The organism is Ruixingdingia sedimenti, from assembly GCF_031432425.1.
Classification (GTDB): Bacteria; Pseudomonadota; Alphaproteobacteria; order Rhodobacterales; family Rhodobacteraceae; genus Ruixingdingia; species Ruixingdingia sedimenti.
In genome coordinates this window covers 1-25,057 of the sequence record NZ_JAVKPH010000043.1, presented here as the reverse complement: position 1 = coordinate 25,057, position 25,057 = coordinate 1, and the positions used below count along the sequence as shown (strand labels likewise).

The 25,057-nt window shown below is 67.9% G+C and carries 22 protein-coding genes; 16 read left to right on the top strand and 6 right to left on the bottom strand.

Annotated features, from left to right (window positions below):
* Nucleotides 1–153: 153 nt before the first annotated feature.
* From tcuB to RGD00_RS20770, 3 genes are read right to left on the bottom strand one after another with little or no spacing between them, the layout of a single operon-like run.
* Nucleotides 154–1,227 (bottom strand): tricarballylate utilization 4Fe-4S protein TcuB, encoded by a 1,074-nt coding sequence (gene tcuB / locus RGD00_RS20780; protein ID WP_310459162.1) that lies wholly within the window; start codon nucleotides 1,225–1,227, stop codon nucleotides 154–156.
* Complete coding sequence (gene tcuA, locus RGD00_RS20775; protein ID WP_310459161.1) at nucleotides 1,217–2,638, bottom strand: FAD-dependent tricarballylate dehydrogenase TcuA; 1,422 nt, start codon at nucleotides 2,636–2,638, stop codon at nucleotides 1,217–1,219. Before tcuA ends, tcuB begins: the two co-directional genes overlap by 11 nt.
* A 31-nt stretch (nucleotides 2,639–2,669) precedes the next feature.
* A complete protein-coding gene (locus RGD00_RS20770) occupies nucleotides 2,670–3,335 on the bottom strand; it encodes a GntR family transcriptional regulator (protein ID WP_310459160.1) in 666 nt (221 codons plus the stop codon).
* A gap of 340 nt (nucleotides 3,336–3,675) precedes the next feature.
* On the opposite strand from RGD00_RS20770, the gene RGD00_RS20765 reads away from it, so the two are divergent.
* The 8 genes from RGD00_RS20765 to RGD00_RS20730 all read left to right on the top strand — a co-directional run bounded on the left by RGD00_RS20765 (nucleotide 3,676) and on the right by RGD00_RS20730 (nucleotide 12,152).
* Complete coding sequence (locus RGD00_RS20765; RefSeq protein WP_310459159.1) at nucleotides 3,676–4,362, top strand: GntR family transcriptional regulator; 687 nt, start codon at nucleotides 3,676–3,678, stop codon at nucleotides 4,360–4,362.
* Nucleotides 4,363–4,479: 117 nt separating this feature from the next.
* A complete protein-coding gene (locus RGD00_RS20760) occupies nucleotides 4,480–5,349 on the top strand; it encodes an isocitrate lyase/PEP mutase family protein (RefSeq protein WP_310459158.1) in 870 nt (289 codons plus the stop codon).
* A 15-nt stretch (nucleotides 5,350–5,364) separates the two neighbouring features.
* Complete coding sequence (locus RGD00_RS20755; RefSeq protein ID WP_310459157.1) at nucleotides 5,365–6,045, top strand: isochorismatase family protein; 681 nt, start codon at nucleotides 5,365–5,367, stop codon at nucleotides 6,043–6,045.
* Nucleotides 6,046–6,085: 40 nt separating this feature from the next.
* Nucleotides 6,086–7,450, top strand: coding sequence for an FAD-dependent oxidoreductase (locus tag RGD00_RS20750; RefSeq protein WP_310459156.1), 1,365 nt, complete (start codon nucleotides 6,086–6,088; stop codon nucleotides 7,448–7,450).
* Nucleotide 7,451: 1 nt separating this feature from the next.
* Entirely contained in the window at nucleotides 7,452–8,828 is a 1,377-nt protein-coding gene (locus tag RGD00_RS20745; RefSeq protein WP_310459155.1) for an MmgE/PrpD family protein, read from the top strand.
* Between the two features lie 4 nt (nucleotides 8,829–8,832).
* Nucleotides 8,833–10,233, top strand: a complete 1,401-nt coding sequence (locus RGD00_RS20740) for a dihydroorotase (protein ID WP_310459154.1) — start codon at nucleotides 8,833–8,835, stop codon at nucleotides 10,231–10,233.
* Nucleotide 10,234: 1 nt separating this feature from the next.
* The gene (locus RGD00_RS20735; RefSeq protein WP_310459153.1) at nucleotides 10,235–11,230 is read left to right on the top strand and encodes an asparaginase; all 996 of its coding nucleotides are present in this window, start codon (nucleotides 10,235–10,237) and stop codon (nucleotides 11,228–11,230) included.
* 22 nt (nucleotides 11,231–11,252) lie between these two features.
* Nucleotides 11,253–12,152: a polysaccharide deacetylase family protein gene (locus RGD00_RS20730; protein ID WP_310459152.1), complete on the top strand. Its 900-nt coding sequence runs from the start codon at nucleotides 11,253–11,255 to the stop codon at nucleotides 12,150–12,152.
* 23 nt (nucleotides 12,153–12,175) lie between these two features.
* Here RGD00_RS20730 and RGD00_RS20725 read toward each other — a convergent pair whose 3' ends face one another.
* Nucleotides 12,176–13,546, bottom strand: coding sequence for a nitroreductase family protein (locus RGD00_RS20725; protein ID WP_310459151.1), 1,371 nt, complete (start codon nucleotides 13,544–13,546; stop codon nucleotides 12,176–12,178).
* A 144-nt stretch (nucleotides 13,547–13,690) separates the two neighbouring features.
* Between RGD00_RS20725 and RGD00_RS20720 the strand changes: the two genes are divergently transcribed.
* The 5 genes from RGD00_RS20720 to RGD00_RS20700 all read left to right on the top strand — a co-directional run bounded on the left by RGD00_RS20720 (nucleotide 13,691) and on the right by RGD00_RS20700 (nucleotide 18,439).
* Nucleotides 13,691–14,704 carry a TRAP transporter substrate-binding protein gene (locus tag RGD00_RS20720; protein WP_310459150.1) on the top strand — a complete coding sequence of 338 codons (1,014 nt, stop codon included), beginning with the start codon at nucleotides 13,691–13,693 and terminating at the stop codon, nucleotides 14,702–14,704.
* A gap of 37 nt (nucleotides 14,705–14,741) precedes the next feature.
* Nucleotides 14,742–15,239: a TRAP transporter small permease subunit gene (locus RGD00_RS20715; RefSeq protein ID WP_310459149.1), complete on the top strand. Its 498-nt coding sequence runs from the start codon at nucleotides 14,742–14,744 to the stop codon at nucleotides 15,237–15,239.
* Nucleotides 15,240–15,288: 49 nt separating this feature from the next.
* Nucleotides 15,289–16,599, top strand: coding sequence for a TRAP transporter large permease (locus RGD00_RS20710; RefSeq protein WP_310459148.1), 1,311 nt, complete (start codon nucleotides 15,289–15,291; stop codon nucleotides 16,597–16,599).
* Between the two features lie 9 nt (nucleotides 16,600–16,608).
* Nucleotides 16,609–18,000: an MmgE/PrpD family protein gene (locus RGD00_RS20705; protein WP_310459147.1), complete on the top strand. Its 1,392-nt coding sequence runs from the start codon at nucleotides 16,609–16,611 to the stop codon at nucleotides 17,998–18,000.
* A 64-nt stretch (nucleotides 18,001–18,064) separates the two neighbouring features.
* Nucleotides 18,065–18,439 carry a carboxymuconolactone decarboxylase family protein gene (locus RGD00_RS20700; protein ID WP_310459146.1) on the top strand — a complete coding sequence of 125 codons (375 nt, stop codon included), beginning with the start codon at nucleotides 18,065–18,067 and terminating at the stop codon, nucleotides 18,437–18,439.
* 22 nt (nucleotides 18,440–18,461) lie between these two features.
* Here the strand turns inward: RGD00_RS20700 and gcvA are convergent, their stop codons facing one another.
* Nucleotides 18,462–19,352 carry a transcriptional regulator GcvA gene (gene gcvA / locus RGD00_RS20695; RefSeq protein WP_310459145.1) on the bottom strand — a complete coding sequence of 297 codons (891 nt, stop codon included), beginning with the start codon at nucleotides 19,350–19,352 and terminating at the stop codon, nucleotides 18,462–18,464.
* A 239-nt stretch (nucleotides 19,353–19,591) separates the two neighbouring features.
* On the opposite strand from gcvA, the gene RGD00_RS20690 reads away from it, so the two are divergent.
* Nucleotides 19,592–21,055: an aldehyde dehydrogenase family protein gene (locus tag RGD00_RS20690; protein WP_310459144.1), complete on the top strand. Its 1,464-nt coding sequence runs from the start codon at nucleotides 19,592–19,594 to the stop codon at nucleotides 21,053–21,055.
* A gap of 43 nt (nucleotides 21,056–21,098) precedes the next feature.
* Here the strand turns inward: RGD00_RS20690 and RGD00_RS20685 are convergent, their stop codons facing one another.
* Nucleotides 21,099–22,442 carry an MmgE/PrpD family protein gene (locus tag RGD00_RS20685; protein ID WP_310459143.1) on the bottom strand — a complete coding sequence of 448 codons (1,344 nt, stop codon included), beginning with the start codon at nucleotides 22,440–22,442 and terminating at the stop codon, nucleotides 21,099–21,101.
* Between the two features lie 544 nt (nucleotides 22,443–22,986).
* On the opposite strand from RGD00_RS20685, the gene RGD00_RS20680 reads away from it, so the two are divergent.
* Both RGD00_RS20680 and RGD00_RS20675 read left to right on the top strand, forming a co-directional pair.
* Nucleotides 22,987–23,763, top strand: a complete 777-nt coding sequence (locus tag RGD00_RS20680) for an enoyl-CoA hydratase/isomerase family protein (protein ID WP_310459142.1) — start codon at nucleotides 22,987–22,989, stop codon at nucleotides 23,761–23,763.
* Nucleotides 23,764–23,779: 16 nt separating this feature from the next.
* Nucleotides 23,780–24,925, top strand: coding sequence for a thiolase family protein (locus tag RGD00_RS20675; RefSeq protein WP_310459141.1), 1,146 nt, complete (start codon nucleotides 23,780–23,782; stop codon nucleotides 24,923–24,925).
* Nucleotides 24,926–25,057: the final 132 nt, after the last annotated feature.

Sequence of the window (25,057 nt, the reverse complement as noted above, 5' to 3'; positions counted from 1 at the left end):
GACCGCCGAAAGCTTCCTGGGCTTCATCGACATCACGTCGATCCGCCTCTGGCTCCGCCATTTGTCAACATGACCTAAACCTCTACGGTCAGCAAATGTCTATCTCGGTCAAAACCTGCCCATGGCGGGGGGATGCCGATCCGTTGCGGCCCGTTATCGGCGCTTCTTCTGTTCCTCGATGATCAGCGCGGACAGGCGGAAGAAGCCGTGCACCATCTTGGACCAGGGCAGCAGCACGAAGAACGCCAGCACCGTGCCGAGGTGGAAGGCCAGCAGCGCCGGCACCGCGCCGGTGCCGGTGGCGGCGTAAAGCGCCATGCCGCTGGCCGCGATCAGCACCAGCAGCACGACGAAGGCCATCTCGCCCCCCCAGACGCGCCGCGCGCCCAGATCGGGATCCGCGCGCAGCTTGAGCAGCGCCAGCCAGACCCCGCCGAGGATCATCAGCACCCCGCCGCTGATGCCGAAGACCTTGGGCGGGCTCCAGATCGGGTAGGGGGCGGGCCAGTCCAGCAGGTAGTGCATCAGCGTGCCGGCCGAGGTCGCGGCAAAGCACAGCAGAAAGCCGTACATCATCGCCTGATGTGCATGGCGCCGGGCGTCGCTGTAGCGGTCGCCCTTTTCGAAGTTGCAGCCCTCGCCATGCCCGCCGGACAGGTTGCGCATCCGGGCCGCGGATCCGAAGGCCCCGGCCAGATCGGCCAGCGCGATCCGCCGGCCCCCGGTTTCGCGCCAGTAGCGGACAAGGCCGATGGCGACCCCCACCAGCGGCAGCAGGAAGGCGGGGGCGAAGATCGCGACCAGCGTGTTGTGCGCGACGAAGGCATAGAACCCCTCGCCCTCGCCCGGTGCGCGGCCGTGCAGCGCAAGGAAGAACGCGGTGATCGCCGCCACCATCACCAGCATGATGACCAGCCCGCGTTCGTGGAACGCGCGGGCCAGCGGCGCGGGCCAGACGTGGCGTTCCCAACTGTCCTGACGCACCTCTGCCAGCGCGGCGGGGATGTTCAGCGCGAATTCGTGCGGCGGGATATACTGGCAGGAATAGGAACAGCCGCGGCAGTTGTGGCACAGGTTCGCCAGATGGCTGATGTCGCCATCGGCGAAGGCCTTGTTGCGCGTCATCGCCGGAAAGACGGAACAGAAGCCCTCGCAATAGCGGCAGGCGTTGCAGATTTCCAGCTGGCGGCGGGCCTCTTGCATGAGGGCGGGGGTGTCAAAGGACATGTTCTGCGGCCTCCCGGCCTGCGATGCGGCCGAATACGGTTCCGATGGTCATGCCGAAGCCGGCGAGATAGCCTTGGCCGAGGATCGAGCCCGCCATGATCTCGCCCGCCGCCCAGACATTGGCGAGCGGCCCGTCGGCGCGCTGGACCCGGGCGGTGTCGGATACCTTGAGGCCCAGATAGGTGAAGGTGACGCCGGGGCGCAGGCTGTAGCCGTAGAAGGGCGGCTGGTCGATGGGCCGCGCCCAGTTCGTCTTGGGCGGCGAAAGCCCCTCGGTCGCGAGGCCGTCGAGTTCGGTCGGGTGAAAGCGGCCGGGGCGGCAGGCGGCGTTGAATTCGGCGACGGTGCGCGCCAGTTTCGCCCCGTCGATCCCCAGTTTCGTGCCCAGTTCCGCCACCGTGTCGGCAACGATGGGCGGAAAGACCGAGGGCATGAAGAGGTCGATCGACTTGGCGTCGATCACGGCATAGCCGACCTGATCGGGCTGTGCTGCCACCAGACGGCCCCAGATCGCATACCGCTTGGGCCAGGTATCCTCGCCCTCGTTGTAGAAACGGTCGCCGTCGCGGTTGACCACCACGGAAAAGGGCACGCAGTCCAGCCGGGTGCAGATGCCGCCGTCAAATTTCGGCGCGCGGCCGTCGATGGCGACGCAGTGGCATTGCGTCGGGTCGCCCACCGTCTCGCTGCCCTGGTCGATCATGTCCTTGAGCACCACGCCGCGGTTGTAGGGCGTGCCGCGGATCAGGAAGTTCGCCGCCGCCGGCCCCCAGGCCCGGGTCAGCCAGTCCAGATCCGACTGGAACCCGCCCGAGGCCAGCACCGCCGCCTTGCCGCGGACCCGGACCGGGGGGGCGCTGGCGATGGTGACCTCGGCATGGGTGAAGCGGTCGCCCTCGATCCCCACATGCGTCACCTGCGCCTCGTAGACCACGGCGACGCCCAGATCCTCGCAGGTGTTGTAATAGGCGTTCACCAGCGACTTGCCGCCGCCGAGGAAGAAGGCGTTGGTGCGCGACAGCGACAGCGTGCCCGACAGCGAGGGCTGGAAATGCACGCCATGCGCCTGCATCCAGGGCAGGCATTCCTCGGACGTGCGGATGACCATGCGGGCGAGGTGTTCGTCGGTCTTGCCCTTGGTGACAAGCAGCAGGTCGTTGAAATATTCGTCCTCGTCATAGGCGTCGGTCAGCACCGACAGCGGCCCGCGGTGCATGCAGCGGAAGTTGCGGGTGTGCCGGCTGTTGCCGCCGCGATAGGGTTTCGGCGCGCCTTCGAGGATGATCACCTTCGCGCCGGCCTCTGCGGCGGTGATCGCGGCACATAGGGCCGCGTTGCCGCCGCCCACCACGACCAGATCCCAAAGGGTATCCTGCGGGGCGCCGGCGGTTCGGCGGGGATTGCATCTCATGTCTGTCCGTCTTCCTGAAACGTGATCCGTGTCATTCCTCGAGCGGCCGTTCGTGCCGCCGCAGGGTCCGCAGGCGCACCATCTGCGCCGCCTCCATATGCGCGCGCATCGCGGCCTCGGCGCCGGGGCCGTCGCGGGCGGACAGCGCGTCCAGCACGGTCTGGTGTTCGCGCGCGGCGGTCACGGTGCGGTCTGCCTCCAGCAGGGTGGTCGGCCCGAGGATCAGCATAGTCTTCTGCACCACGCGCATCGAGCGCAGCAGAAAGCGGTTGCGCGCGGCCTCCAGCAGCATCGCGTGGAACTGCCGGTTCAGCCGGGCGGCCTGCTGGTTGTCCCCGGCGGCGGCGAATTCGGCGTTCAGTTCGTGCAGCTGGCGCAGTTCGGTTTCATTGGCGACCCGCGCCGCCAGACGCGCGGCGGTGCCTTCCAGCACGGCGCGCATTTCATAAAGTTCCATCACCTCGGGGTAGTCGAGCACCCGGACGGTGGCCCCCTGCCGGGGCTGGTGCACCACCAGCCCGTCGGATTCCAGCAGCCGGATCGCCTCGCGCACGGGGGTGCGGGAATGGCCGAGCCGTTCGGCGACCTCGACCTCGCGCAGCCGCGTGCCGGGCAGCAGGCGCGCATCGCGGATCTCTTCCAGCAGCCGGCGGTACACCACCTGTCCCTGCGGTATTTCCTCGCTTGAATCGGTCATGGTATCCTCTTGCATACGATTGGATACATAACGCGGTGCACATTTGTCAATCCCGCCGCCCGGCAGGCTGGCGCCGTTGCGGGCGCAGGCCCGGAAAACGCCGGGTTGAAGCCGGGCCATTATGTTGCATACTGCCGACAGTTGTCAGGTTAATTGTCGAGAGAGTAAGGCCCGCTGATGCCCTGAGGAGCCTCGGATTGTATCGCATTCTGGACTATGGCGTGCATCGCGGGTGGGATGTGCGCCGGAATCGCGAAACAGAAACATTGGCGAAGACTGATTCGCCATGCCGGACGCGCCGCTTTCGCAGCGACCGCCGCGCAGTACGAGGAGTGTACGAATGATGGAGCCGATCAGGATCCGGTCGCTTGCCAACGAGGTGCTGGATCGGGTGGTGGCTGCGATCACCTCCGGCGAGTTCGAGCCGGGCGAGAAGCTTTCGGAATCGCAGCTTGCCCGCCAGCTCGGCATCAGCCGCGGCCCGGTGCGCGAGGCGCTGCACCAACTGGAAGGCAAGCTGGTGGAGCGCGTGCCGCGGCTTGGCGTCAGCGTCATCCAGTTCGACCACGATTCGTTGCAGCAACTGTTCTACCTGCGCGAGGCGCTGGAGGGCATGGCGGCCCGGCTGGCGGCGCTGAATGCCCCCGATGGCTGGGCCGACGAGGCAGAGGCGCTGTTGCGCCGGCACGAGGCCGACATCCGCGACACCGGCAGCCGCGCCTATCGCCAGCGGTCGGTGGACGAGGATTTCCACGTCTCCATCGCGCGGGCGGCGGGTTGCGTGAACATCGAACGGATCCTGCTGAACGAGGTGAACTTTCAGTTGCGGATCGCGCGGCTGAAATCCTCGATGCGGCCCGGCCGTGCCGAAGAGGCGCTGCGCCAGCATTTCGAGATCGTCGAGGCCATCCGCGCCCGCGACCCCGACCGGGCAGAGGCCGCCATGCGCCGGCACATCGCCTCGGCCCGCATCAGCACGCTGGCCGCGCTGGACGGTCAGGCGGGGAAAGGCGGCGAACCCGGCTGACCGCCGCCGGGGGCGGGGCGGAAACGTCATGCAAACTGTTGACAGATGTCAGATTGCAGCGCATGGTCCCGCTATCGGCCCCGCCCCGGCGGGGTGTTCAGCACCCGGAAATAGTCAATGCGCCATACCCAACGGCTCAAAGCCCTTGTCGCCCGCCGCGATGCTACCACCGTCCCCGGGGCGGCGAATGCGATGTTCGCCCGCGTAATCGAGGATCTGGGGTTCGAGGCGGTCTATGTGACCGGCGCCGGAATCGCCAACATGCGGCTGGGTGCGCCCGATGTGGGGCTGACGACCGTCACCGAGGTGGCCGATACCGTGGCCAGCATCGCCGATGCGGTGAACCTGCCGCTGATCGTGGATGCCGACACCGGCTTCGGCAATGCCGTGAACACCGTGCGCACGGTGCGGCTGCTGGAACGGGCGGGGGCGGCGGCGATCCAGATCGAGGATCAGGTGTTCCCCAAGAAATGCGGCCATTTCAACGGCAAGGAGGTGATCCCGACCGACGAGATGTTGCAGAAGATCCGCGCCGCCGTGGATGCGCGGGTGGACCAGGATCTGATGATCATCGCCCGCACCGACGCCCGCGCCATCGACGGGCTGGATGCCGCGATGGACCGCGCCCATGCCTTCATCGAGGCGGGCGCCGACATGACCTTCGTCGAGGCCCCGGCGAGTTTCGAGGAACTGCGCCGCATCGGCACGGAACTGCGCGCGCCGCAGATCGCCAACATCGTCTTCGGCGGCAAGACGCCCGACCCGGGCCGCAAGGTTCTGGCGGAAAGCGGCTTTTCGGTCGTGCTTTATGCCAATGCCTCGTTGCAGGCGGCGCTGCGGGCCTCCACCCGCGTGCTGAGTGCGCTGCGCGACGAAGGCAGCCTCGACAGCGTGGCCGACCTGCTGGCCGGGTTCGAGGAACGGCAGCGGTCGGTCAACAAGGATTTCTGGGACGAACTCGAAGCCCGGTACACGCAAGCCAACTGAACGGAGGGGATGGCCATGGCGCATCCGTGGGATGGTATCATCAGCGAAGAGGATCTTCGCGCCTATGATGCGGCCGGGTTCGGCCGCCCGACGGGGCTCGGCAAGCGGCCGGCGCTGGTCATCATCGACGTGCAGTATCGCACCACCGGCACCCGCCCGATGCCGTTCTTCGAGGCGATCGAGGAATTCAAGACCTCCTGCGGGCAGGTGGCCTGGGACGCGATGGCGAATATCGAACGGCTGCTGGCGGTGTTCCGCGCCAAGGGCTGGCCGGTGCTTTACCCCTATGTCGCGCCGAAGCAGTCCTTCGACACCGGCCGTCTGGGCGACAAGGTGCCCGCCCTGCTGGGCGTCGCCGCCAAGGGATATGAATTCCCGCCGCAGATCGCCCCGCAAGAGGGCGACATCCTGCTGCCCAAGAAACACCCCTCGGCCTTTTTCGGCACGCCGCTGGCCAGCTATCTGATCGACCTCGGCGTCGATTCGCTGGTGGTGGTGGGGTGTTCGACCTCGGGCTGCGTGCGCGGGTCGGTGGTGGACGGGTTCGCCTACAACTTCCGCTGCACCGTGCCGCAGGACGCCTGCTATGACCGTTCGTTCACCTCGCATGCGGTGAACCTGTTCGACATGGCCTACAAATACGCCGACGTGCTGTCGACCGACGACACCATCGCGGCGCTGGAACGGATCGCCTGAGCCCCGGCGGGCCGGCAACAGACCACGGGGGTTTGACAGCATGAGCGACGAGCTTGACGTTCTGATCATCGGGGCGGGGGCCTGCGGGCTTTGCGCGGCGATCCAGGCACATGACAAGGGGCTGACCGTGGCCCTGATCGAAAAGAACGACCGGCCGGGGGGCAACTCTGCGCTCTCCACCGGGTCGGTTCCGGCGGCGAACAGCCGGTTCCAGCGCGAAGCGGGGATCGAGGACAGCCCCGAGGCCTATTTCCGCGACCTGATGGGGATCGCCGGGGAGACGGAGGCCGAAGGGCTGGTGCGCCGGATGACGGCGGTGTCGGCGGCGACGGTCGAATGGCTGATCGACGACGTGGGCTGCCGGATGGAACTGATCACCGCCTACAAGCATATCGGCCATTCCGTGTCGCGCCTGCATGCGCCGCGGTCGCGCCGGGGGCAGGATCTGGTGGACGATCTGGTGGCCGCGGTGGAAAAGCGCGACATCCCGATCGCCGTGGGCAACGCCGCCCGCAGCCTGATCGTCGAGGGCGGCCGGGTGGTCGGCGCCATGGTCGATACCGGCGACGGCAACCCCGAAGAGGTGCGCGCGCGCGCGGTCATCCTTGCCTCCAACGGGTTCGGCAACAACCGTGCGCTGGTCGAACGCTATATCCCCGAAATCGCCGGGGCGCAGTATTTCGGGGCGCTCGGTTCCGATGGCGAGGCGATGGTCTGGGGCGAGGAACTGGGCGCCAGCCTGCTGAACATGCAGGCCTATCAGGGCTATGCCGCCGTCGCGGATCCGCATGGGTCCATCCTCAGCTGGACGACCATCGAAAAGGGCGGCGTGCTGCTGAACGAAAAGGGCGAACGGTTCGGGGACGAAAGCCTCGGCTATTCGGGCTATGCGAAACATGTGCTGGCCGAAGGCGCGCGGTCCTGGGCGGTGTTCGACCAGCGCATCTTCGACATCGCCATGCAGGAAGAAGAGTTCGCGGAACTCTGGAATCACAAGGGCCTGAAGAAGGGCGATACAGTGGCCGAGGTGGCCGCGGCGCAGGGGCTCGACCCCGTGGCGGCAGAGGCTGCTGTGGCCGCCTACAACGCCGCCGCGGCGAAGGGCGAACCGGATGCCTTCGGGCGCAGGGCCTATGGCCTCGCGCCGTTGCAGGGGCCGTTCTATTCCTGCCGCACGCTGCCGGCGCTGTTCCATACCCAGGGCGGGCTGGCGGTCGATGACGATGCGCGGGTGCTGCGCGCCGATGGCACGGCGATCCCGGGCCTTTACGCCGGCGGCGGGGCGGCTGCGGGGGTGTCGGGCAAGGCCGGGGCGCTCGGCTATGCCTCGGGCAACGGGCTCTTGACGGCGACGGCGCTCGGCCGGCTGGGGGCGCTGGCGGCGGCCTCTGACCTCGGGGTCTGAGATGACGCTTTCCGCCGAGACGATCACCCGCCTGCGCGCCCTGGGCGATCTGCCCGGGGCGGTGCGCGACACCGCCTTGCGCCATTTCGCCGATGCGGTGGGCGTGGGGCATGGCGCGGCCGGGTCGCAGGCCGGCGCCCATTGGCGCCGCTATGCGCAGGCGCAGGACGGGCGCGGCCCGGCCAGCGTGTTCGGCCTGCCCCATGGCCTGCCCGCCGCGACGGCGGCGCTGGTCAACGGCGGGCTGATCCACAGTCTGGAATATGACGACACGCATACCGGGTCCATCGTCCACGGGTCCGCCGTGCTGGCCGCCGCCGCGCTGGCGGCGGGCGAGGCCGCGGGGGCCAGCGGCGCGGCGGTGATCCGCGCCTATACGCTGTGGTACGAGGTGTTCATCCGCCTTGGCCTTGCGGCGGCGGGCGGGTTCCAGAACCGGGGGTTCCAGCTCACATCGGTGGGCGGTGCGCTCTGTGCCGCGGGGATCGCCGCCGATCTGAAGGGGCTGGATGCCGATACGGCGCAACATGCCGTGGGCATCGCGCTCAGCCAGGCGTCGGGGGTGTTCGAGTTCCTGACCAACGGGTCCACGGTCAAATCCATGCATCCCGGCTGGGCCGCCCATGCCGGGCTGATCGCCGCCGATCTGGCCGGCGCCGGGATGACCGGCCCCCTGACCGCGCTGGAAGGCAAGTTCGGCCTGTTCCGCCTCTTCGCGGGCGATGACGGGGCGCCCGACCGTTTCCGCGCGCTGATCGGGGATCTGGGGCAGGTCTGGCACCTGCAATCCGCGGCCTACAAGTTCCACCCCTGCTGCCACTATCTGCACCCGTTCATCGAGGCCGCCCGGCTGTTGCAGGCCGAAGGCGTGACGGCGGGTCAGGTCGCCCGGTTCGGCTGCGGCGTGCCGCAGGGCGCGGCGGGGATCGTGGCCGAACCCTGGGCCGAAAAGGCCCGCGCGGCGGGGCATCTGGCGCGCTGGTCGCTGCCGGTGACGGTGGCGATGCAACTGGTCGACGGCCGTGTCGATCTGGCCAGTTTCGAGGACCCGCTGTCGCCCGGCGTCGCCGATCTGGCCGCGCGCAGCGACTGGCATGTGCTGGCGGACAGCGCCTTTCCGGCGCGGTTCGACGCCTTCCTGCGCCTGACGCTGACCGATGGCCGGGTGCTGGAACGGCGTATCGACGACGTTTACGGCAACGGCTCGCGCCCGCCCGCGCAGGCGGATCTGGATGCGAAATTCGCCGCCAATCTGGCGCGGCTGGCGCCCGGGGCCGATGCGGGGCCGTTGCGCGCCGCGCTGGCGGGGCTGGCCGATGCACCCGACACCGCCGCGCTGTCCGCCGCGCTGCGCGGCCTTGTTCCTGCGAAGGAGTGATCCGATGACCGCCTTTGATCTTGTGATCCGCGGGGCCGAGGCGATCCTGCCCGGCACCGGCCGCACCGCCTGCGATATCGCCGTGCAGGGGGGCCGGATCGCGGCCATCCTGACCCCCGGCGCCGCCGTCACCGCGGCCCGGGAACTGGATGCCAGCGGGCTGGTCGCCCTGCCGGGGGTGATCGACGGCCACCTGCATCTGGGCCACGGCAAGGACATCTCGCGCCCGCGCGTGCCGGGGGATGCAGAGGTGGAAACCGCATCGGCCGCCATCGGCGGCGTCACCTGCATGGTGCCCTATCTGATGGCCGCCGACCCCCATGCCGCCACCTTCGACGAGGTGCGCGCCGTGACCGGGGCGGGGGCGCGCATCGACTTCGGCTATCACTTCATCGTCTCGACCGAGGACCAGCTGGCCGAGGTGCCGGACTATATCGTGAAATACGGCGCGCCGACGCTGAAGATCTTCATGAACAACCGCGGCGGCGAGGGTAAGCGGCTTGGCCTGCCCGATATCGACGATGGTTTCTTCTTCCGGCTGGCCGAACTGGCGGCGGCGCATGGCGGCATGGTCGCCCCCCACCCCGAGAATATCGAGGTCGCCTGGGTGCTGCGCGACCGCGCCATGAAGGCCGACCCCGAGGGCAAGGGCGGGCTGGCCGCCTGGGACGCCTCGCGCCCCGATTTCGTCGAGGCGGAGGCGGTGCAGCGTGCGTCCCTACTGGCCAATGCCGCCGGTGCGCCGCTTTACGTCGTGCATACGTCATCGGCGGCGGCGCTGGAGGCGGGGCTGGCCCGCCGCTATGCCGGGGACGAGATCTATTTCGAGACCTGCCCGCATTACCTGACCCATGACGTGACCGATCCGGTGGGCGACAGGGGCAAGATCAACCCGCCGCTGCGCAGCCGCGCGGATTGCGAACGGCTGTGGCAGGCCGTGGCCGAAGGCGACATCGACACCATTGCCACCGATCACGTCCACCGCGACCTGACGGGCAAGGCGGGCGGGATCTGGGCGGCCTCGCCCGGCTGCCCGGGGATGGAGACGCTGTTGCCGGTGATGCTGACCGAAGGCTACCACGCCCGGGGCATCCCGCTGGAACGGCTGGTCGAGGTGATGTCGGAAAACCCCGCCCGGCTGATGGGGCTGGATGCGCGCAAGGGCGCGCTGGCGGTGGGGCTGGATGCCGATATCGTGCTGGTGGATCTGGACGCCGAATGGACCCTGACGCGCGACAGGGTGGTGTCCTCGGCCGGTTATTCGATCTACGAGGGCAAGACCTTCCGCGGTGCGGTGCGCCATACGCTGGTGCGGGGCCAAGCCGTGGTGCAGGACGGCGCGCTGACCGACAGCAGCATCGGCATCGGGCGGTATCAGCACCGCCGTCTGGCGCGCGGGGACTGACATGGGACTGCCGGTGATCGCCATCGTCGGGGCGGGCGGGACGATCTCGTCCCTCGCCACCGACAGCCGCGACTATATGGACTACCCGGAAACGGGCCGGAAACTGTCGGTGGACGAGGTGATCGCCGAACTGCCCGAACTGGCGCGGTTCGCCGATCTGGTGCCGCTGCCCTTCCGTTCGGTCGGGTCGAGCGCGGTCGGCCCTGCCGACTGGCTGCGGCTGCATGCCACCATCACGCAGGCCATTGCCGCCCGGCCCGAAATCGCCGGGGTCGTCGTGCTGCACGGCACCGCGACGCTGGAGGAAACGGCGTGGTTTTTGCACCTGACGCTGCCTGCGGGCCGCCCGGTGGTGCTGGTGGGGGCGCAGCGGCCGCTGAACACGCTGTCCTCGGATGCGGCGGCGAATGCGATCAACGCGGTGCGGGTGGCGGGCGATCCGGCGGCGGCGGGGCGCGGGGTGCTGGTCGTGCTGAACGACGAAATCCACGCGGCGCGCGCCGTCACCAAGGGATCGACCTTCCGCCTGCATGCCTTCCATTCCGGCGCATGGGGGCCGGTGGGCGTGGCCGACCCCGACCGCGTGCTGTTCGACCGCCCCGCCCCGGCCGGGGGCAGTGGACCGGCCTTCGACGTGACGGGCCTTTCGGACCTGCCGCGCGTCGACATCTGCTATGCCTATGCCGGCAGCGACGGCACCGCCGCGCGGGCGTTTCTGGCCGCCGGCGCGCGGGGGCTGGTGTCCGCCGGTTTCGCCCCGGGCATGCCCGCGCCCCTTGAACGCGACGCGCTGGCAGAGGCCGCCCGCGCCGGGATCCCGGTGGTGCAGGCCAGCCGCGTCGGCAGCGGACGGGTGGCACGGCGCGGCTGGCTGCGGCAGAGCGGCTGGATCGCGGCGGGCGATCTGTCGCCGCAGAAGGCGCGCATCCTGCTGATGCTGGCGCTGTTGCAGGGCAGCGACGCGGAGCGGTTGCAGACCCTGTTCGACACGCATTGACAGACGGGAGGGAGGCCCGGGCATGGAACTCAGGAACCACGGACGCTACGACTATTCGGCACTGCCCGAACGCCCGGTCTATGACTGGCCGGGGGGCAGGCGGCTGGCCTTCTGCCTGTGCAACAATATCGAGATCTTCAGCTATCGCAGCGGGTTGGGCAGCGACAGCGCCGTGCTGACCGCGCCGCAGACCCACCGCAACTATGCCTGGCGCGACTATGGCAACCGCGTCGGGCAATGGTATCTGTTCGACCTTCTGGCCGAACATGGCCTGCCTGCGTCGCACAACGCCAATTCCGCCGTGCTGCGCGAATGCCCGCAGATTCTGGCGAAGATCCTCGAGCGGGGGGACGAGATCGTCGGCCACGGGCGGTCGAACGGCGAGCGGCAGGACGGGCTGGCCGAGGACGAGGAACGCCGCCTGATCGTCGAGGCGACGGAAGAGATCACCCGCCTGTCGGGCACGCAGCCCAAGGGCTGGATGGGCCCCTATTTCGCGCAGAGCGAGGTCACGCTGGACCTGCTGCAAGAGGCGGGATACGAATTCATGCTGGACTGGCCGCTGGACGATCAGCCGGTGTGGATGCGCACCCGGGGCGGGCATATCCTGTCGGTGCCCTATTCGGTGGAACTGAACGATTCCCCCTCGATGGTGTTCCGGCAGGAAAGTGCGGCGTCGTTCGAGCGGATGATCGTGGACCAGTTCGACGAGATGCTGCTGCAATCGGCGAAACGGCCGCTGGTGTTCACGCTGATCACGCATCCGTTCATCATCGGCCATCCCTACCGGCTGCGGGCGCTGCGCCGCGCGCTGGACCATATCATGCGCCACCGCGACCAGCTGTGGATCACCACGGTGGGCGGGGTGAACGCCCATATCCGCGGCCTTCCCGCCGGAACGGTGCCGGGCGCCCCCGCCTGATCCGCCCCGGGGGTGCGTGCCCCTCAGACGGGGCGCGCGCGCAGTGCCAGCAGGCGGCGGCGGAACCGCAGCGGCCCCGCCGTCAGGACCTCGGCGTCGCCGCCCGCCGACAGGCCGATGCCGTGCAGATCCTCGACCACAAAACGGTCCTGCAACAGCGCCGCCAGCGCCTTGGGGCGCAGCGGGGTGAACGGCCCCTGCAACGGCACCTGACCCCGTGATTCCCCCCGCGCCCATTCCGCGCCATAGCGCGAGGCGCGGTTGCGCAGGCTCAGCACCATCTGCCCTGCGGGTTTCAGCACGCGCCGGACCTCTGCCAGCATCGCGGCGGGATCGGCCATGTGCTCGAGCGATTGCGGGATCACCACCAGATCCAGCGCCCCGTCGGCGAAGGGCAGCCGCGCGCCCGCCATCAGCGCCATGTCCACCGGGCGGGCGATCCCCTCGCGCGGCAGGCGGTCGGCGATGAAGTCGAGGTTGTTGCGATGCGCCTCGACCACCGTCAGCCGCGCGTCGCCGGGCAGCCTTTGCGCCAGGGTCACGGTGCTGGTGCCGCCCCAGGGCAGGATTTCGGCCACCTGCGCGGCGGGGGGCAGGGGGCGAATCAGGTCCAGTTCCCGTTCCGTCGCCTCGCCCTGCCGGCGCGAGGTATAGACGCCCGCCAGCGGCGATTTGGCCCAGACCGACCAGGCGCGATAGTCGGCCAGTTGCGCCGGGGTCCAGCGGGTCGGATCCCATTCGGCAAAGGGATTCGATGCGCGCGACATGGCGTGGTACGGATAGGCCGCCGCCGGGCGGGCGGGATAGACCGTTTCGGCGGGCCGCGCGAAGGTCTGGAACGACACGACCGACGACAGGGGGCGCCGCGGCGGCTTGCGGCCCGGCGCGTCGGGGCGGGCGCGGCCGATGGCGATGGCGCCCTGGTTGTCGAACGTGGGGGGCAGGTCCAGCAGGGCGCGCACCTTGTCGGGATCGCCCGTGCCCGCGTTCCAGATCGACTGCCAGCCGCGCAGATGCGCCGACAGCATCAGGTGATAGCCCGCCGCCGCAACCCCCTGCACGACCGAGAAGTTGTCATGCGTCCAGCCCTTCTGGAAACACAGGTAGACCAGCGCCGCGCAACTGCGGAAATGCGGGTTGCCGCCCGCCAGATCCGCGGCCCGGGCCAGTTGCGCCGGATCGTCCACCACCACGAAATGCCAGTGCTGCTGGTTGCAGGACGAGGGCGCCTCGGTCGCATCGGCCAGCATGGCCAGCAGTTCATCGCGCGGGATCGGGCTGCCGTCGAAATCGCGGCACGACAGCCGCGCGGCCATCCGGTCGAGGATCGCCCGGGCGGTGGGAAGGGGTGCCGCGGCCATGCCGGTTTTCTGGGGATCGGTGGACTGGTTCATCGGTTGCTCCTACGGCAGTGACACTCTGTTGACCGGAAGTATTGACAGAGCGGATGTCTGGTGCAAACTGTAAACAGTTTTCGGATGCCCTCCGAAAGGCTGAATCAACCGGCACCAGATGCCCCAACAGAGAGATCCATACCCATGAAGCACAGTTTTTCCCTTGTCGGGGCGGTTGCGGCCATCGTGCTGGGCGGCTCTGCCGCTTCGGCGCAGGAATTCCGGCTGAACTTCGGCCACTATCTGTCGAACTCGCCCTTCGTCAAAGTCGAGCAGGACTTCGCGCAGCGCGTGGAAGAGCGCACCGAGGGCCGGGTGAAGATCAACATCGTCTATTCGGGCGGCCTGGGCAAGGATTCGGAACTGCTGGGTCTGGTCGGGCGCGGCGCCATCGACATGGCGGCCATCGTGCCGGGCTACTACGGCGACCAGCTTCTCTATTCCAAGATCCTGCAAACGCCCTTCGTCTTCGACAGCCCGGCGCAGGCCATCGAGATCGCGGACTATTCCTTTGCCGAACTGGAACAGTTCAAGGCCGAAACCGCGCGGCTGGGCATCCACCGGCTGTTCCACCAGCCGCTCGACCCCTATTACATGACCGGCAAGACGGACGATTGCAAATCGCTCGACGGTCTGAACGGCAAGAAGATCCGCACCTTCGGCAACCTGATCCCGCACATGATGTCGGCGGTCGGCGCGACCCCGGTCACGGTGCCTGCGGGCGACCTCTATGAGGCGATCGACCGCGGCACGATCGACTATTCCTTCGTCAACCTGGGCAACGTGAACGCCTATCGCCTGTACGAGGCGGGCAAGTATTCCTGCGGCCCGGGGCTGAACATCGCCGGCCACATGGTGGTGCTGAGCGACCGCACCCTGCAGCGCCTGCCCGATGACCTGAAAACCGTCATCTTCGAGGAAGCGGCGCGCGCGCAGCAGGAATATGTCGAATGGATCGACGCGGCCATCGTCGCCTCGACCGAGGCGATCAAGGCCGGCGGCGGCGAGATCATCACCCTGTCGCCGGAAATCCTGGCGGAGTGGAAGGCCAAGACGCCCGACCTGCTGGACCTCTGGGTCGAAGAGATGAAGGGCCGCGGCGAAGGCGATGCGGCGGCGGAAGTCGCCCGTGTCTGGCGCGAAAAGACTGCCCAGTAAAACGGGCGGCAACGCCTGGGCGCGAAGGGGGATCGGTGTGCAGCAACTGGTAAGCAAACTGGCAGTGTTTTCTGTCGCTCTCGGCAGTATCGGACTGCTGCTTTCGATGTTCCTCGGCGTCGGCGACGTCGTGGGCATGCAGTTGCGACACCCGGTCCCCGGCACGCTGGAATTCACCGAAAGCACGATGGTGCTGGTGGTGTTCGGCGGCATCGCCTGGGCCCAGATCCGCAGGGCCCATATCAGGGTCGAACTGGTCTATCTTCAGGTCGGCAAGAAGATGCGTTCGGCCATGGACATCATCGCCTCGGTGGCGGGGATCGTCTTTTTCGCCCTGCTGACCTGGCAGGGCGGGCTGGAGGCGGTCTACAGCTGGCAGATCGGCGAGGCGACATCGGGCCTGCTGCGTTTTCCGCTGTGGCCCGCGCGCTGGATCCTGGTGTTCGGTTCGGTCCTGATGATCCTCCAGTTCCTGCTGGACCTGTGGCACGACATCACCCGCTTCGGCGACCCCCATCCGGTCGAATTCGGCTGAACCTGCGGTCCCTGACCGTCATCGACACCCAGATCGCAAGGCATCATCCATGTTCGATCCATCCACCGCGGCCATCATCGCGACCGGGCTGCTTTTCCTTCTCATGATCGCCGGGGTGCATATCGGCGTGGCCATGGGCCTGTGCGGTATTCTCGGCATCTATCTGTCGATGGGCGAATTCGCGGCGCTGGCGCAGGCCGGTTCGGTTCCGTTCGCGACCGTCAACAGCTTCACCCTCGCGGTGATCCCGATGTTCATCCTGATGGGGTCGCTGGCCACGCAGGCGCGGCTGACCACCGATCTTTATGCCGCCGCCTACAACTGGTTCGCCCGCATGCCCGGCGGGCTGGCGATGACCACCACCATCGCCTCCGCCGCCTTCGGCGCGGCCTCGGGATCCACGATGGTGAACGCGGCGGTGTTCACCAAGATGGCCATGCCCGAGATGACCAACGCGGGCTATGACAAGCGGCTGAGTTCGGGTGCCATCGCCTCGGCCGGGGTGCTGTCGGCGATGATCCCGCCTTCGGTCCTGATGGTGATCTATGCCATCACCACCGAACAGTCGGTGGGCAAGATGCTGATCGCCGGGCTGATCCCCGGCGTCATGACCGCGTTCATCTTCCTGTTCGGCATCTACATCTGGGCCAAGCTCAAGCCCGCGCACGCGCCCATGCCCGAACACCGCGTGCCGCTGTCGGAAAAGATCAGCTCGCTCAAGAACACCTGGGGCATCCTGCTGCTGTTCGGCATGGTGATCGGCGGGATCTATGGCGGCTGGTTCGTGCCCACCTATGCCGGGGCGGTCGGGGCGTTCGGGGCCTTCCTGATCGTGTTCTTCAAGCGGCGCGCCCAGTTGAAAACCCTGCGCGAGACGTTCCTGGAGGCGATCCTGTCCTCGTCCACGATCTTCCTCGTGGTGATCGGGGGCATGCTGTTCGCGCGGTTCCTGACCTATACGGGGCTGGTGTCGGAAATCTCGGGCTGGCTGATCGCGCAGGATCTGGCGCCCTTCGCCTATCTGATGGCCTTCGGGGTGCTGTTCCTCATCCTCGGCTGCTTCATCGAGCCGATCGCGATCATGGTGATGACGCTGCCGGTGATGTTCCCGGTGATGATGAACGTGGGCTACGATCCGATCTGGCTGGGCGTCGTCGTCATCAAGATGTGCGAGATTTCACTGATCACGCCGCCGGTCGGGCTGAACGTATTCGTCGTGCGGTCCGCCTCGCCGGTGCCGCTGCGGCTGGAACAGGTCTTTGCCGGGGTGACGCCCTTCATCCTGATGGAGGTCGTGGCGCTGGCCCTGCTGATGGCCTTTCCGGCGATCGTGACCTGGCTTCCTTCCATGATCGCCTGAGGAGGCACCATGACGACCCCGGTTTCCGTTGACGTGCACGAACAGGCAGCCGCCGCGCTGCGCCATCTGGTGGGTTTCACCGCAGGGCTGCGGTGGGGGGATCTGCCCGCCGACATCCGCCAGCGCGCCGCGACGGTGTTCTGCGACGACCTGACCTCGCTGATCGCGGCGCGGGACGAACCGGAGCTGCAGGCCCTGCGCGCGCAACTGCTGCGCGTCGGCGGGCCGGCAGAGGCGACGGTTCTGGACGGCGCGCAGCCGGCGGTGCGCACCGACCGCTATTCCGCCGCGCTGGCCAACGGCACGGCGGCGGACTGGGCCGAACTCGACGGCGGCTATCGGGCGGTGGTCTGTCATGCCGCGCTCTATTGCATCCCCGCGCTGCTGGCAGAGGCAGAGGCGACGGGCGCCAGCGTGCAGGATCTGCTGCTGGCGCTGGTCGTCGGCTATGAAACCGTCGCCCGCACCGCGCATGCGTTCAGCTTTCCGGGGCTGGTGCTGCATCCCCATGGCGGGCTCGCCACGGTGGGCGCGGCGGCGGCGGTGGCGAAACTGCGCGGCTGCGACCCGGAAACGGCCTTCCGCGCCATCACCACGGCGGCGACGCTGTGCCTGCCCGGCCCGTTCAACCATGCCGTATCGGGTGCGCTGATCCGCAACGTCTGGCCCGGGCTTTGCGCGCAGAACGGCATCCGCGCGGTGGACTGGGCGCCCGTCGGTCTGACCGGCAGCCCCTGGTCGATGACCGAGGTCTTTGCCGACATCTTCGGCGGCACGGTCGAGGTGGCGGAACTTGACCGCGACCTGGGGCAGGACTGGAAGATCGCCGGCGGCTATCACAAGATGCACGCCTGCTGCCAATACGCCCATTCCACGGTCGAGGCGGTTCTGGCCGCGACCGCGGGGCGGCGGGTTGCGGCGGATGATGTGGCCGACATCACCGTGGCCACCCACTGGAAGGGCCGCCGGCTGGACCGCGCGCAGCCGGAAACCAGCCTGGCCGCCAAGTTCTCGATCCAGCATATCGCGGCGGCGACGGTGAATTACGGCCATGCCGGCGCAACCGCGTTCAGCGCCGACAGCCTGACCGACGCGGGCATGATCCGCCTGCGCGATGCCGTGACCATCGCCGCCTGGCCCGAGGATCTGCCCTGGCCGAACGACCGCCCGTCGCAGGTCAGCCTGCACCTGCGCGACGGCACGCGGCTGGAGGGCACCTGCCTCAGCGCGCCGGGCGGGGCGGATCAGCCCTTCGCGCCCGAGGTCATCCGGGCCAAGATCCTCGGCAACCTGACCCCGGCCTATCCGGCGGGGGCGGCGGCGGTGGCGGCCATCCTGGATCTGGACCCCGCGCTGCTGGCCACGCCCTGGGCCGCGGTTCTGGGCCGCATCACCGGCTGAAGGCGCATCGACATCGCCCGCATCCCGCGTTAGCCCTGCCATCTGCCGGCCTATGGAGGGATGCATGGACAAGTTCGAACGGGGCCTCGCGACGCGCAAGGCGGTTCTGGGGGACGAATACGTCGACCGCGCGCTGACCGAGGCGACCGACTACAATTTCCCGATGCAGAAGCTGGTGACGGAAATCTGCTGGGACGAGATCTGGAACCGCCCCGGCCTCGGGCGGCGCGAACGCTCGATCCTCAATTTGGGCATGATCATCGCGCTCGGCCGCATGCACGAGTTGCGCCTGCACGTCCGCGGCGCGGTGAACAACGGCCTGACGGTGGAAGAGATCCGCGAGGTCTTTTTGCAGGCGGCGGTCTATTGCGGCGTGCCGGCGGCCATGGACGGCTTCCGCACCGCGCAAGAGGTGCTGAGGGACATGGGGAAGATCTGACCGCCGGAACGGCTGCCCCGCGCTATCCGGCCGCCGGGGCCGTCGCCGCTTGGAGCAGCCATTTGCGGAAATCCGCCGCGCGCCGGTCGCGCAGGGTTTCGGGCAGGTAGATCAGGTAGAAGGCCCCGCCGGCGGGGATGGCCAGGTCGATCGGAATGACCAGCCGTCCCGCGTCGAGATCCTCCTGCACCAGCCGCCGCTGCCCGAGCGCGATACCGAGGCCGTTCGCAGCGGCCTGATAGGCGATCGCCGAGCTTTCGAACTTGACCCCCCGGCTGCCGTCCACGTCGAGCATCCCCACCGCCGTCAGGTAGGTCTGCCAATCGCCGATCCTGACCTGCGAATGCAGCAGGGTCTGGCCGCGAAGATCCTCGACGCTGCGGTTTGGAAAACGGTCCAGAAGCGATGGCGCGCAGACCGGCACGAGGTCGGATTCCATCACCATGTCGGATCGGAAGCCGGGCCAGTCCCCCTGACCGTAGCGGATGGCGAAATCGAATTCCCGCGCGTTTTCCGCCAGCGGGCGCAACGAGGTCGTCAACTCCACGTCGATGTCGCGGGTCCGGGCGTAATAGTCGGTCAGCAGCGGCACCAGCCACCGCATCGCTACCGTCATGGAGCTCCATATCGTCAGCGAACTGCGCTCGCCGCTTTTGCGGATCCGTGCGGTTTCGCGATGAAGCGTGGTGAAAAGCGTGCTGGCGGTGGCCAGATATTCGGTGCCCGTCGCGGTCAGGGTGACTTCGCGGGTGCCGCGGTGAAACAGCATCACGCCCAGATAGTCCTCCAGCTTGGCGATCTGGCGGCTGATCGCCCCGGGCGTCACGTTCAACTCGTTCGCCGCCGCCGAAAAGCTGCTCAGCCGCGCCGCTGCCTCGAAGCTGCGCAGGGCATTGAGCGGGGGAAGGTTCATGCGCATGGCGGACGGTTTCCAAAATCTCAACCGAAGCTACGCAAATCTGGCTTGACGGGCAAGGGTGGTTTCTAGAGCCTGCGGCCTTGATAAGTGAGGATCCTCGTGGGGAAGGGCGGTCAGCGCTACCATGGGCCCAAGGCCGTGGATCCTGTGCGCTTTGATCACAGAAGAAGAAAGGCCAAAGGGCATGAACCGGATATTCCGGCATCCCGGGTCGTAGCCGGGAGCAATCTGTCATGGCCGAGTCGACGGGGCCCGAAGCGGCGTTCCGCACCTATGGAAACTTCATCGCCGGGCGCGCGTGCGGCGCCGCGGGGGGCGAAACCCTGCGGGAAAGCGATCCGCGGACCGGCACCCCCAGTTTCACCATCGCGCGCAGCGACGCGCGCGATGTGGCGCTGGCCGTGGATGCGGCAGAAGCCGCGCTGTCGGACTGGCGGGGCCTGCGGCCGGTGCTGCGCGGCCGGGTGCTGGCGCGGATCGCGCGGGTCATCACCGACAATCTGGATCTTCTGGCCGGTATCGAGGCCGTCGAAACCGGCAAGCCCGACTGGCACGCGCGCCGGGATGTCGAGGTCGCCGCGAATTATTTCGAATATTATTCGGGCCTTGTGAACCTCTATGCGGGCGAGGTCATCAACCTCGGCGACGCCTATCATTCCTATACCCGCTACGAACCCTATGGCGCCGTGGGCGTGATCATCCCGTGGAACGCGCCGATCAATCAGGCCGCGCGCGGCATCGCGCCGGCGATTGCGGCGGGGAACACCGTGGTGGCCAAACCGTCGGAGTTCACTTCGGTCACGCTGCTGGAACTCGCGCGTCTGTGCGTGGAGGATGCCGGCCTTCCGCCCGGGGTGCTGAACGTCGTGACCGGTTATGGCCACGAGGCGGGCGACGCGCTGGTGCGGCATCCCGCGATCCGCAAGATCGCCTTCACGGGGTCGGTGAAGACCGGCCGCGCGGTGGGCCATATCGCGGCGGAAAGGATCATCCCCGTCACGCTGGAACTCGGCGACAAATCGGCCAATATCGTCTTTGCGGATGCCGATCTCGATGCGGCGGCTGCGGGGGCGGTTCGGGCTTTCACGATGAACGCGGGGCAGATCTGTTCGGCGGGCACGCGGATCCTTGTACAGGAAAGCTGCAAATCCGCGTTCGTCGAGCGGCTCGGGGCGCATCTGCAAGCGGTCAGGATCGGGCGCGGGGCGGATTGCGCGATGGGGCCGATCATCACCCCCGACCAGTATACCCGTGTGAACGGCTATCTGCATGCGGCGGACGGGTCGGGTTTCGCCGTGATGCGGGGCGGGCGGTTCGAGGATGCCGAGGCCGCCGCCAAGGGGCTTTATGTGGCGCCTGCCGTCATACTGGACGCGGATCCGGGTTCGGTCTTTTTCCGGGAAGAGATTTTCGGGCCGATTGCGACGCTGACCGGATTCGGCGATGCCGAGGATGCGCTGCGTCTGGCCAATGACAGCGATTATGGTCTGGTGGCTGGGGTCTGGACGCGCGACGTGTCGCTGGCCCATCGCATGGCGGCCCGGCTGGAGGTCGGGCAGGTGTTCGTGAACGAATACCTTGCCGGCGGGATCGAGACGCCCTTCGGGGGGCACAAGAACAGCGGTATCGGACGCGAGAAGGGGATCGAGGCGCTGAAACACTACACGCATGTGAAATCGGTGACGCTTCGGATCTAGATCCCCGGGGGGCGGGTGCCGGCTGGCGCCTGCCCTGCCGGCCCTACAGCATCGCCAAAAGATCGCGCACCGACAGGTCGGCGCGGCCGAGAAGGGCGGATGCGACCGCCGGCCCCTGTTGCGAACCGCCATGCGCAAAACAATCGAGGGCCTTGCGCCGCAGGTCATCATCGCCGAGCGGCAGTTCGGCGCTGCCCCGCAACCGGTCGGCCCTGCGGGTCAGGCTGCGCCCGTCGCGCAGGGCCAGCGTCACTTCTGCCCATCGCGGCATGACGGCACCGGCGGCTTCGATTACCGCGACATCGGCAAGGCGCCACTGGATGGTGCCGCGCCGGACCGCGGTGTCGTCGAAACTCGCAAGGGTGATCGCGCCATCCGCCAGTGCGGCGATCATCGCGTATTCGATCGAGAATTTCGCCTCCAGCCCGGTCCGGGGGCGGTTGTGGATCAGGGGCACGAAGGCCCCGTGGCTGCACCGCACCTCGACCCGGGCCACATCGTCCAGGCGCAGGCCATGATCGGCGCGCAGGTCGAGAACCGCATCCAGCGCGCGGTGGGTCGCGTAGCAGAGGGGGTATTTCTTCACCTCCAGCCCGCTGCGGGCCAGTTCCGAAGGTGCCGCTGCGCCGTCGAGGATATGCGTGAAATTGCCGCCCTGCGTGTAGAGCCGCAGAAAGCCCTGCGGCCCGCTGAGCGCATCGACCGCGCCGTCGAAACCGGCCTCTGCCAGCAGGGCCGAGCGAACGGCGATCATTCCCGCCTGTCCCGCTTGCAGGCTTTTGGCCATGGTGCCGAAATTGCCCCGGCTACCCGCAAGCTGGGCCAGCGCGATGCCGAGGGCGTGGCAAAAGCGGGTTTCGTCGAGGCCGATCAGGCGGGCGCAGCCCATGACCCCGGCGAGCGTGCCGAGCGTGGCGGTGGTGTGCCAGCCGTGGGCATAATGCGCGACCGCGACCGCGCGGGACATCCGGCACAGCGCATCATATGCGGCCTCATATGCCTCTTCGACGGCATGCAGGGCCATGTCGCGCGCCTCGGCGATGGCGATGAGGGCGGGCAGCATCGCGACGGAAGGATGCCCCCGCATGGGCGAGGAAACGTCATCGAAATCGAGAACATGGGCCTCGATCCCGTTGACCCATGCCGCAAGTTCGACCGGCAGTTTGCCGCCGCCCGCCCACAGGCTTGCCTCGCCGCCCGAGGGCGCCAGCCGGCGCGCATATGTCCGGGCGACAAGGGCAGCCGGTTCCTGCTTGCCCGCCACGGCGCAGGCTATGGTGTCGAGCAGCGCGCGGCGCACGGTGTGACGCTCTGCCGCGCCGCAGAGTTCCGCCCGTTCCGACAGGACATGCGCCGCAAGGCGGTGTTCGAACGCAGGCAGGGTCATGACAATCCTTTCGCTTGCAGCGGCCTGTACAGTTGGCGGGAGGCATGGGGTGGTCAAGCCAATTCTGCTCATCTGAAGGTGAGTTATTGGAAACCGTGACGACCGTGTTTTCCCGGTCTGTGCGGTGGGGCGGCGGAACACCGTTGTGGGGGTCGAGGTGGACATGTGGCCGATCCCTCCCCCTTGGTATGGGCAATTTCTGGTGGTGTTCGGGCGCCTTTTCTGCCGGGCGGTGCCGGGAAATGGCTTGACGGAAATGGCGGTGCCGTTTCGCGGCCGAATCACGTTTGGATTGATATTTTATCACCCATATGGGCGCTTTACTCATTTGACGAAAGCCTTCCCGATGGCGAGGGTGGCGCCGTCGGATCGCAGATGGGCGGCTGCTTCGCGGCGCGCCCGGCGGCGGCGGCCATGGGGGGATCCATACCCGACAGCGGGCGTCCGGTTCGGGGGATCGCACCGGATTTCAGCGCGCTGCATGGTGCGGACGCGGCGGCGTTTCCTGCCCGTGCGGGGCGAACAACTCAGGTAAGGAGCGGGCATGTCCCTTGATATCTCGGTTCAGGATGGTGTCGCGGTACTTCGCCTCGATCGCCCGGACGCAATGAATGCCATCGACCCCGACCTGCGCCGCGCGCTGCGCGAGGCCTGGGTCGAGATCGGCAGGGACGACCGTATCCGGGTGACGGTGCTGACCGGGGCGGGGGATCGCGCCTTCTGCGTCGGGTCGGATCTGAAAAAGACCATGCCGCCGGACGAAAGCTTTGCCGAACTGACGTTCGGGCGGGCGGAATCCGACCATCTGCTTGCCGGGATGGAAATGGACAAGCCGATCATCGCGGCCATCAACGGGCATGCGCTGGGCGGCGGGCTGGAAATCGCGCTTGCCTGCGACATCCGCATCGCATCGCGCAACGCGCAGTTCGGCCTGCCCGAGGTGCGTGTGGGGTCGATGCCGGGGGCGGGGGGCACGCAGCGGCTGCCGCGCGCGGTCGGGGTGTCGATGGCGATGACGCTCATGCTGACCGGCGACCGGATCGATGCGGACGAGGCCTATCGCATCGGCCTTGTCAGCGGGCTTTACGACAGTGCCGATCTGATGCCCGCGGCGATGGCGCTCGCCGGCAGGATCGCCGCGAACGCGCCGCTGTCGGTGCGCGCCATCAAGCGGGTGGTGCGGCTCAGCGAGGGGCTCACGCTGGAGGCGGGGCAGGCGCTGGAGCGGCTGGCCTTCGGCACGCTGCGCGACACCCAAGACCGCATCGAAGGCCGGAAGGCCTTTCAGGAAAAACGCAAGCCCGTGTTTCGCGGGAAATAACTGGAGAGGCGGCAACATGTCCGATCTGCGGGACAAATTCGCTATCGCCGGTGTCGGGGCCACGGCGCAGGGTACGCTGCCCGGCTCGACGCCGATCACGCTGGCGGTCGAGGCGTTCAAGCGCGCGCTGGATGACGCCGGGCTGCGCAAGCAGGATATCGACGGCCTGCTGACCATGCCGGGGACCACCTCGCCGGAAGGCCCGCTGAACTATCTGCGCCTGGGCGAGGCTTTGGGCATCGACCCGCGCTATACCGGTTCGATGTCGCTCGGCGGGGGTACGGCGGGGGCGCTGATCCAGAACGCGGTGGCGGCGATCAATGCGGGCCTTGCGACCACGGTCGCCTGCGTGTTCGGCGATACGGCCAAGACCGGCGGATCCAGGTTCAACCGCCCTTCGGGCTGGGGCGACAGCTGGGCGATCTGGGGCATGTATGCCGCGGCGGCGAATTCGGCCATCGCCGCCTCGCGCCACATGGCGCTTTACGGCACGACCTCGCGTCATCTGGCCGAGGTGGCGGTCGCCTGCCGCTATCACGCCTCGCTCAATCCCGATGCGGTCATGCGCAAGCCGATCACGATCGAGGACCACCAGAATTCGCGTTGGGTGGTGGAACCCTTCCACCTGCTCGATTGCTGCCTGATCTCGGACGGCGGCGTCTGCGTGATCGTCACCTCGGCCGAAAGGGCCCGCGATCTGCGCCAGCCGCCGGTCACGATCAGCGGAATGGGGCAGGCCTACACGACGCGCAACAACGAACGCGAGGACTGGTGGTATGTGCCGCATCAGCGCGATGCGCTGAACGCGGCCTACAGGATGGCGGGCGTCGGCCCGAAGGACATCAAGGTCGCGCAGCTTTACGACAACTTCACCATGTCGGTGCTGCTCTGGCTTGAACATGCGGGCTTCTGCGGCGTCGGAGAGGCGGGCAGCTTCGTCGAGGGCGGCCGCATCCAGCTTGGCGGGGATCTGCCGGTGAACACGGCCGGCGGCAACCTGTCGGAAAGCTATATGGAAGGGTGGCTGCATGTCGTCGAGGGCGTGCGCCAGATGCGCGGCGCTTGCGGCCCGCGTCAGGTCGCCGATGCCGAGGTCTGTCTGGTGACGGGCCGCGGCATGACGCTCAACTGTTCCAACGCAATGATCCTGAAGAAGGGCTGATGCGCATCATGTCCACCGAATAGGCTCTGTTGCACAAATCGGCTGCTGATCGGACTTCCCCTTTCCCCGGACAGATTTATCCTGCGACCTCTGTGATGGGCGTGCCGAGCGCGGTGAAGCCGTTGAGCACGG

Bases quoted from the DNA above. Each gene is read 5' to 3' on its own strand.
- RGD00_RS20720 (WP_310459150.1), top strand. From the start codon at position 13,691: ATGAAGCACAGTTTTTCCCTTGTCGGGGCGGTTGCGGCCATCGTGCTG.
- RGD00_RS20765 (WP_310459159.1), top strand. From the start codon at position 3,676: ATGATGGAGCCGATCAGGATCCGGTCGCTTGCCAACGAGGTGCTGGAT.
- gcvA (WP_310459145.1), bottom strand. From the start codon at position 19,352: ATGAACCTTCCCCCGCTCAATGCCCTGCGCAGCTTCGAGGCAGCGGCG.
- RGD00_RS20755 (WP_310459157.1), top strand. From the start codon at position 5,365: ATGGCGCATCCGTGGGATGGTATCATCAGCGAAGAGGATCTTCGCGCC.
- RGD00_RS20760 (WP_310459158.1), top strand. From the start codon at position 4,480: ATGCGCCATACCCAACGGCTCAAAGCCCTTGTCGCCCGCCGCGATGCT.
- tcuB (WP_310459162.1), bottom strand. From the start codon at position 1,227: ATGTCCTTTGACACCCCCGCCCTCATGCAAGAGGCCCGCCGCCAGCTG.
- RGD00_RS20710 (WP_310459148.1), top strand. From the start codon at position 15,289: ATGTTCGATCCATCCACCGCGGCCATCATCGCGACCGGGCTGCTTTTC.
- RGD00_RS20735 (WP_310459153.1), top strand. From the start codon at position 10,235: ATGGGACTGCCGGTGATCGCCATCGTCGGGGCGGGCGGGACGATCTCG.
- RGD00_RS20690 (WP_310459144.1), top strand. From the start codon at position 19,592: ATGGCCGAGTCGACGGGGCCCGAAGCGGCGTTCCGCACCTATGGAAAC.
- RGD00_RS20700 (WP_310459146.1), top strand. From the start codon at position 18,065: ATGGACAAGTTCGAACGGGGCCTCGCGACGCGCAAGGCGGTTCTGGGG.
- RGD00_RS20745 (WP_310459155.1), top strand. From the start codon at position 7,452: ATGACGCTTTCCGCCGAGACGATCACCCGCCTGCGCGCCCTGGGCGAT.
- RGD00_RS20685 (WP_310459143.1), bottom strand. From the start codon at position 22,442: ATGACCCTGCCTGCGTTCGAACACCGCCTTGCGGCGCATGTCCTGTCG.
- RGD00_RS20750 (WP_310459156.1), top strand. From the start codon at position 6,086: ATGAGCGACGAGCTTGACGTTCTGATCATCGGGGCGGGGGCCTGCGGG.
- tcuA (WP_310459161.1), bottom strand. From the start codon at position 2,638: ATGAGATGCAATCCCCGCCGAACCGCCGGCGCCCCGCAGGATACCCTT.
- RGD00_RS20675 (WP_310459141.1), top strand. From the start codon at position 23,780: ATGTCCGATCTGCGGGACAAATTCGCTATCGCCGGTGTCGGGGCCACG.
- RGD00_RS20740 (WP_310459154.1), top strand. From the start codon at position 8,833: ATGACCGCCTTTGATCTTGTGATCCGCGGGGCCGAGGCGATCCTGCCC.
- RGD00_RS20680 (WP_310459142.1), top strand. From the start codon at position 22,987: ATGTCCCTTGATATCTCGGTTCAGGATGGTGTCGCGGTACTTCGCCTC.
- RGD00_RS20705 (WP_310459147.1), top strand. From the start codon at position 16,609: ATGACGACCCCGGTTTCCGTTGACGTGCACGAACAGGCAGCCGCCGCG.
- RGD00_RS20770 (WP_310459160.1), bottom strand. From the start codon at position 3,335: ATGACCGATTCAAGCGAGGAAATACCGCAGGGACAGGTGGTGTACCGC.
- RGD00_RS20725 (WP_310459151.1), bottom strand. From the start codon at position 13,546: ATGAACCAGTCCACCGATCCCCAGAAAACCGGCATGGCCGCGGCACCC.
- RGD00_RS20730 (WP_310459152.1), top strand. From the start codon at position 11,253: ATGGAACTCAGGAACCACGGACGCTACGACTATTCGGCACTGCCCGAA.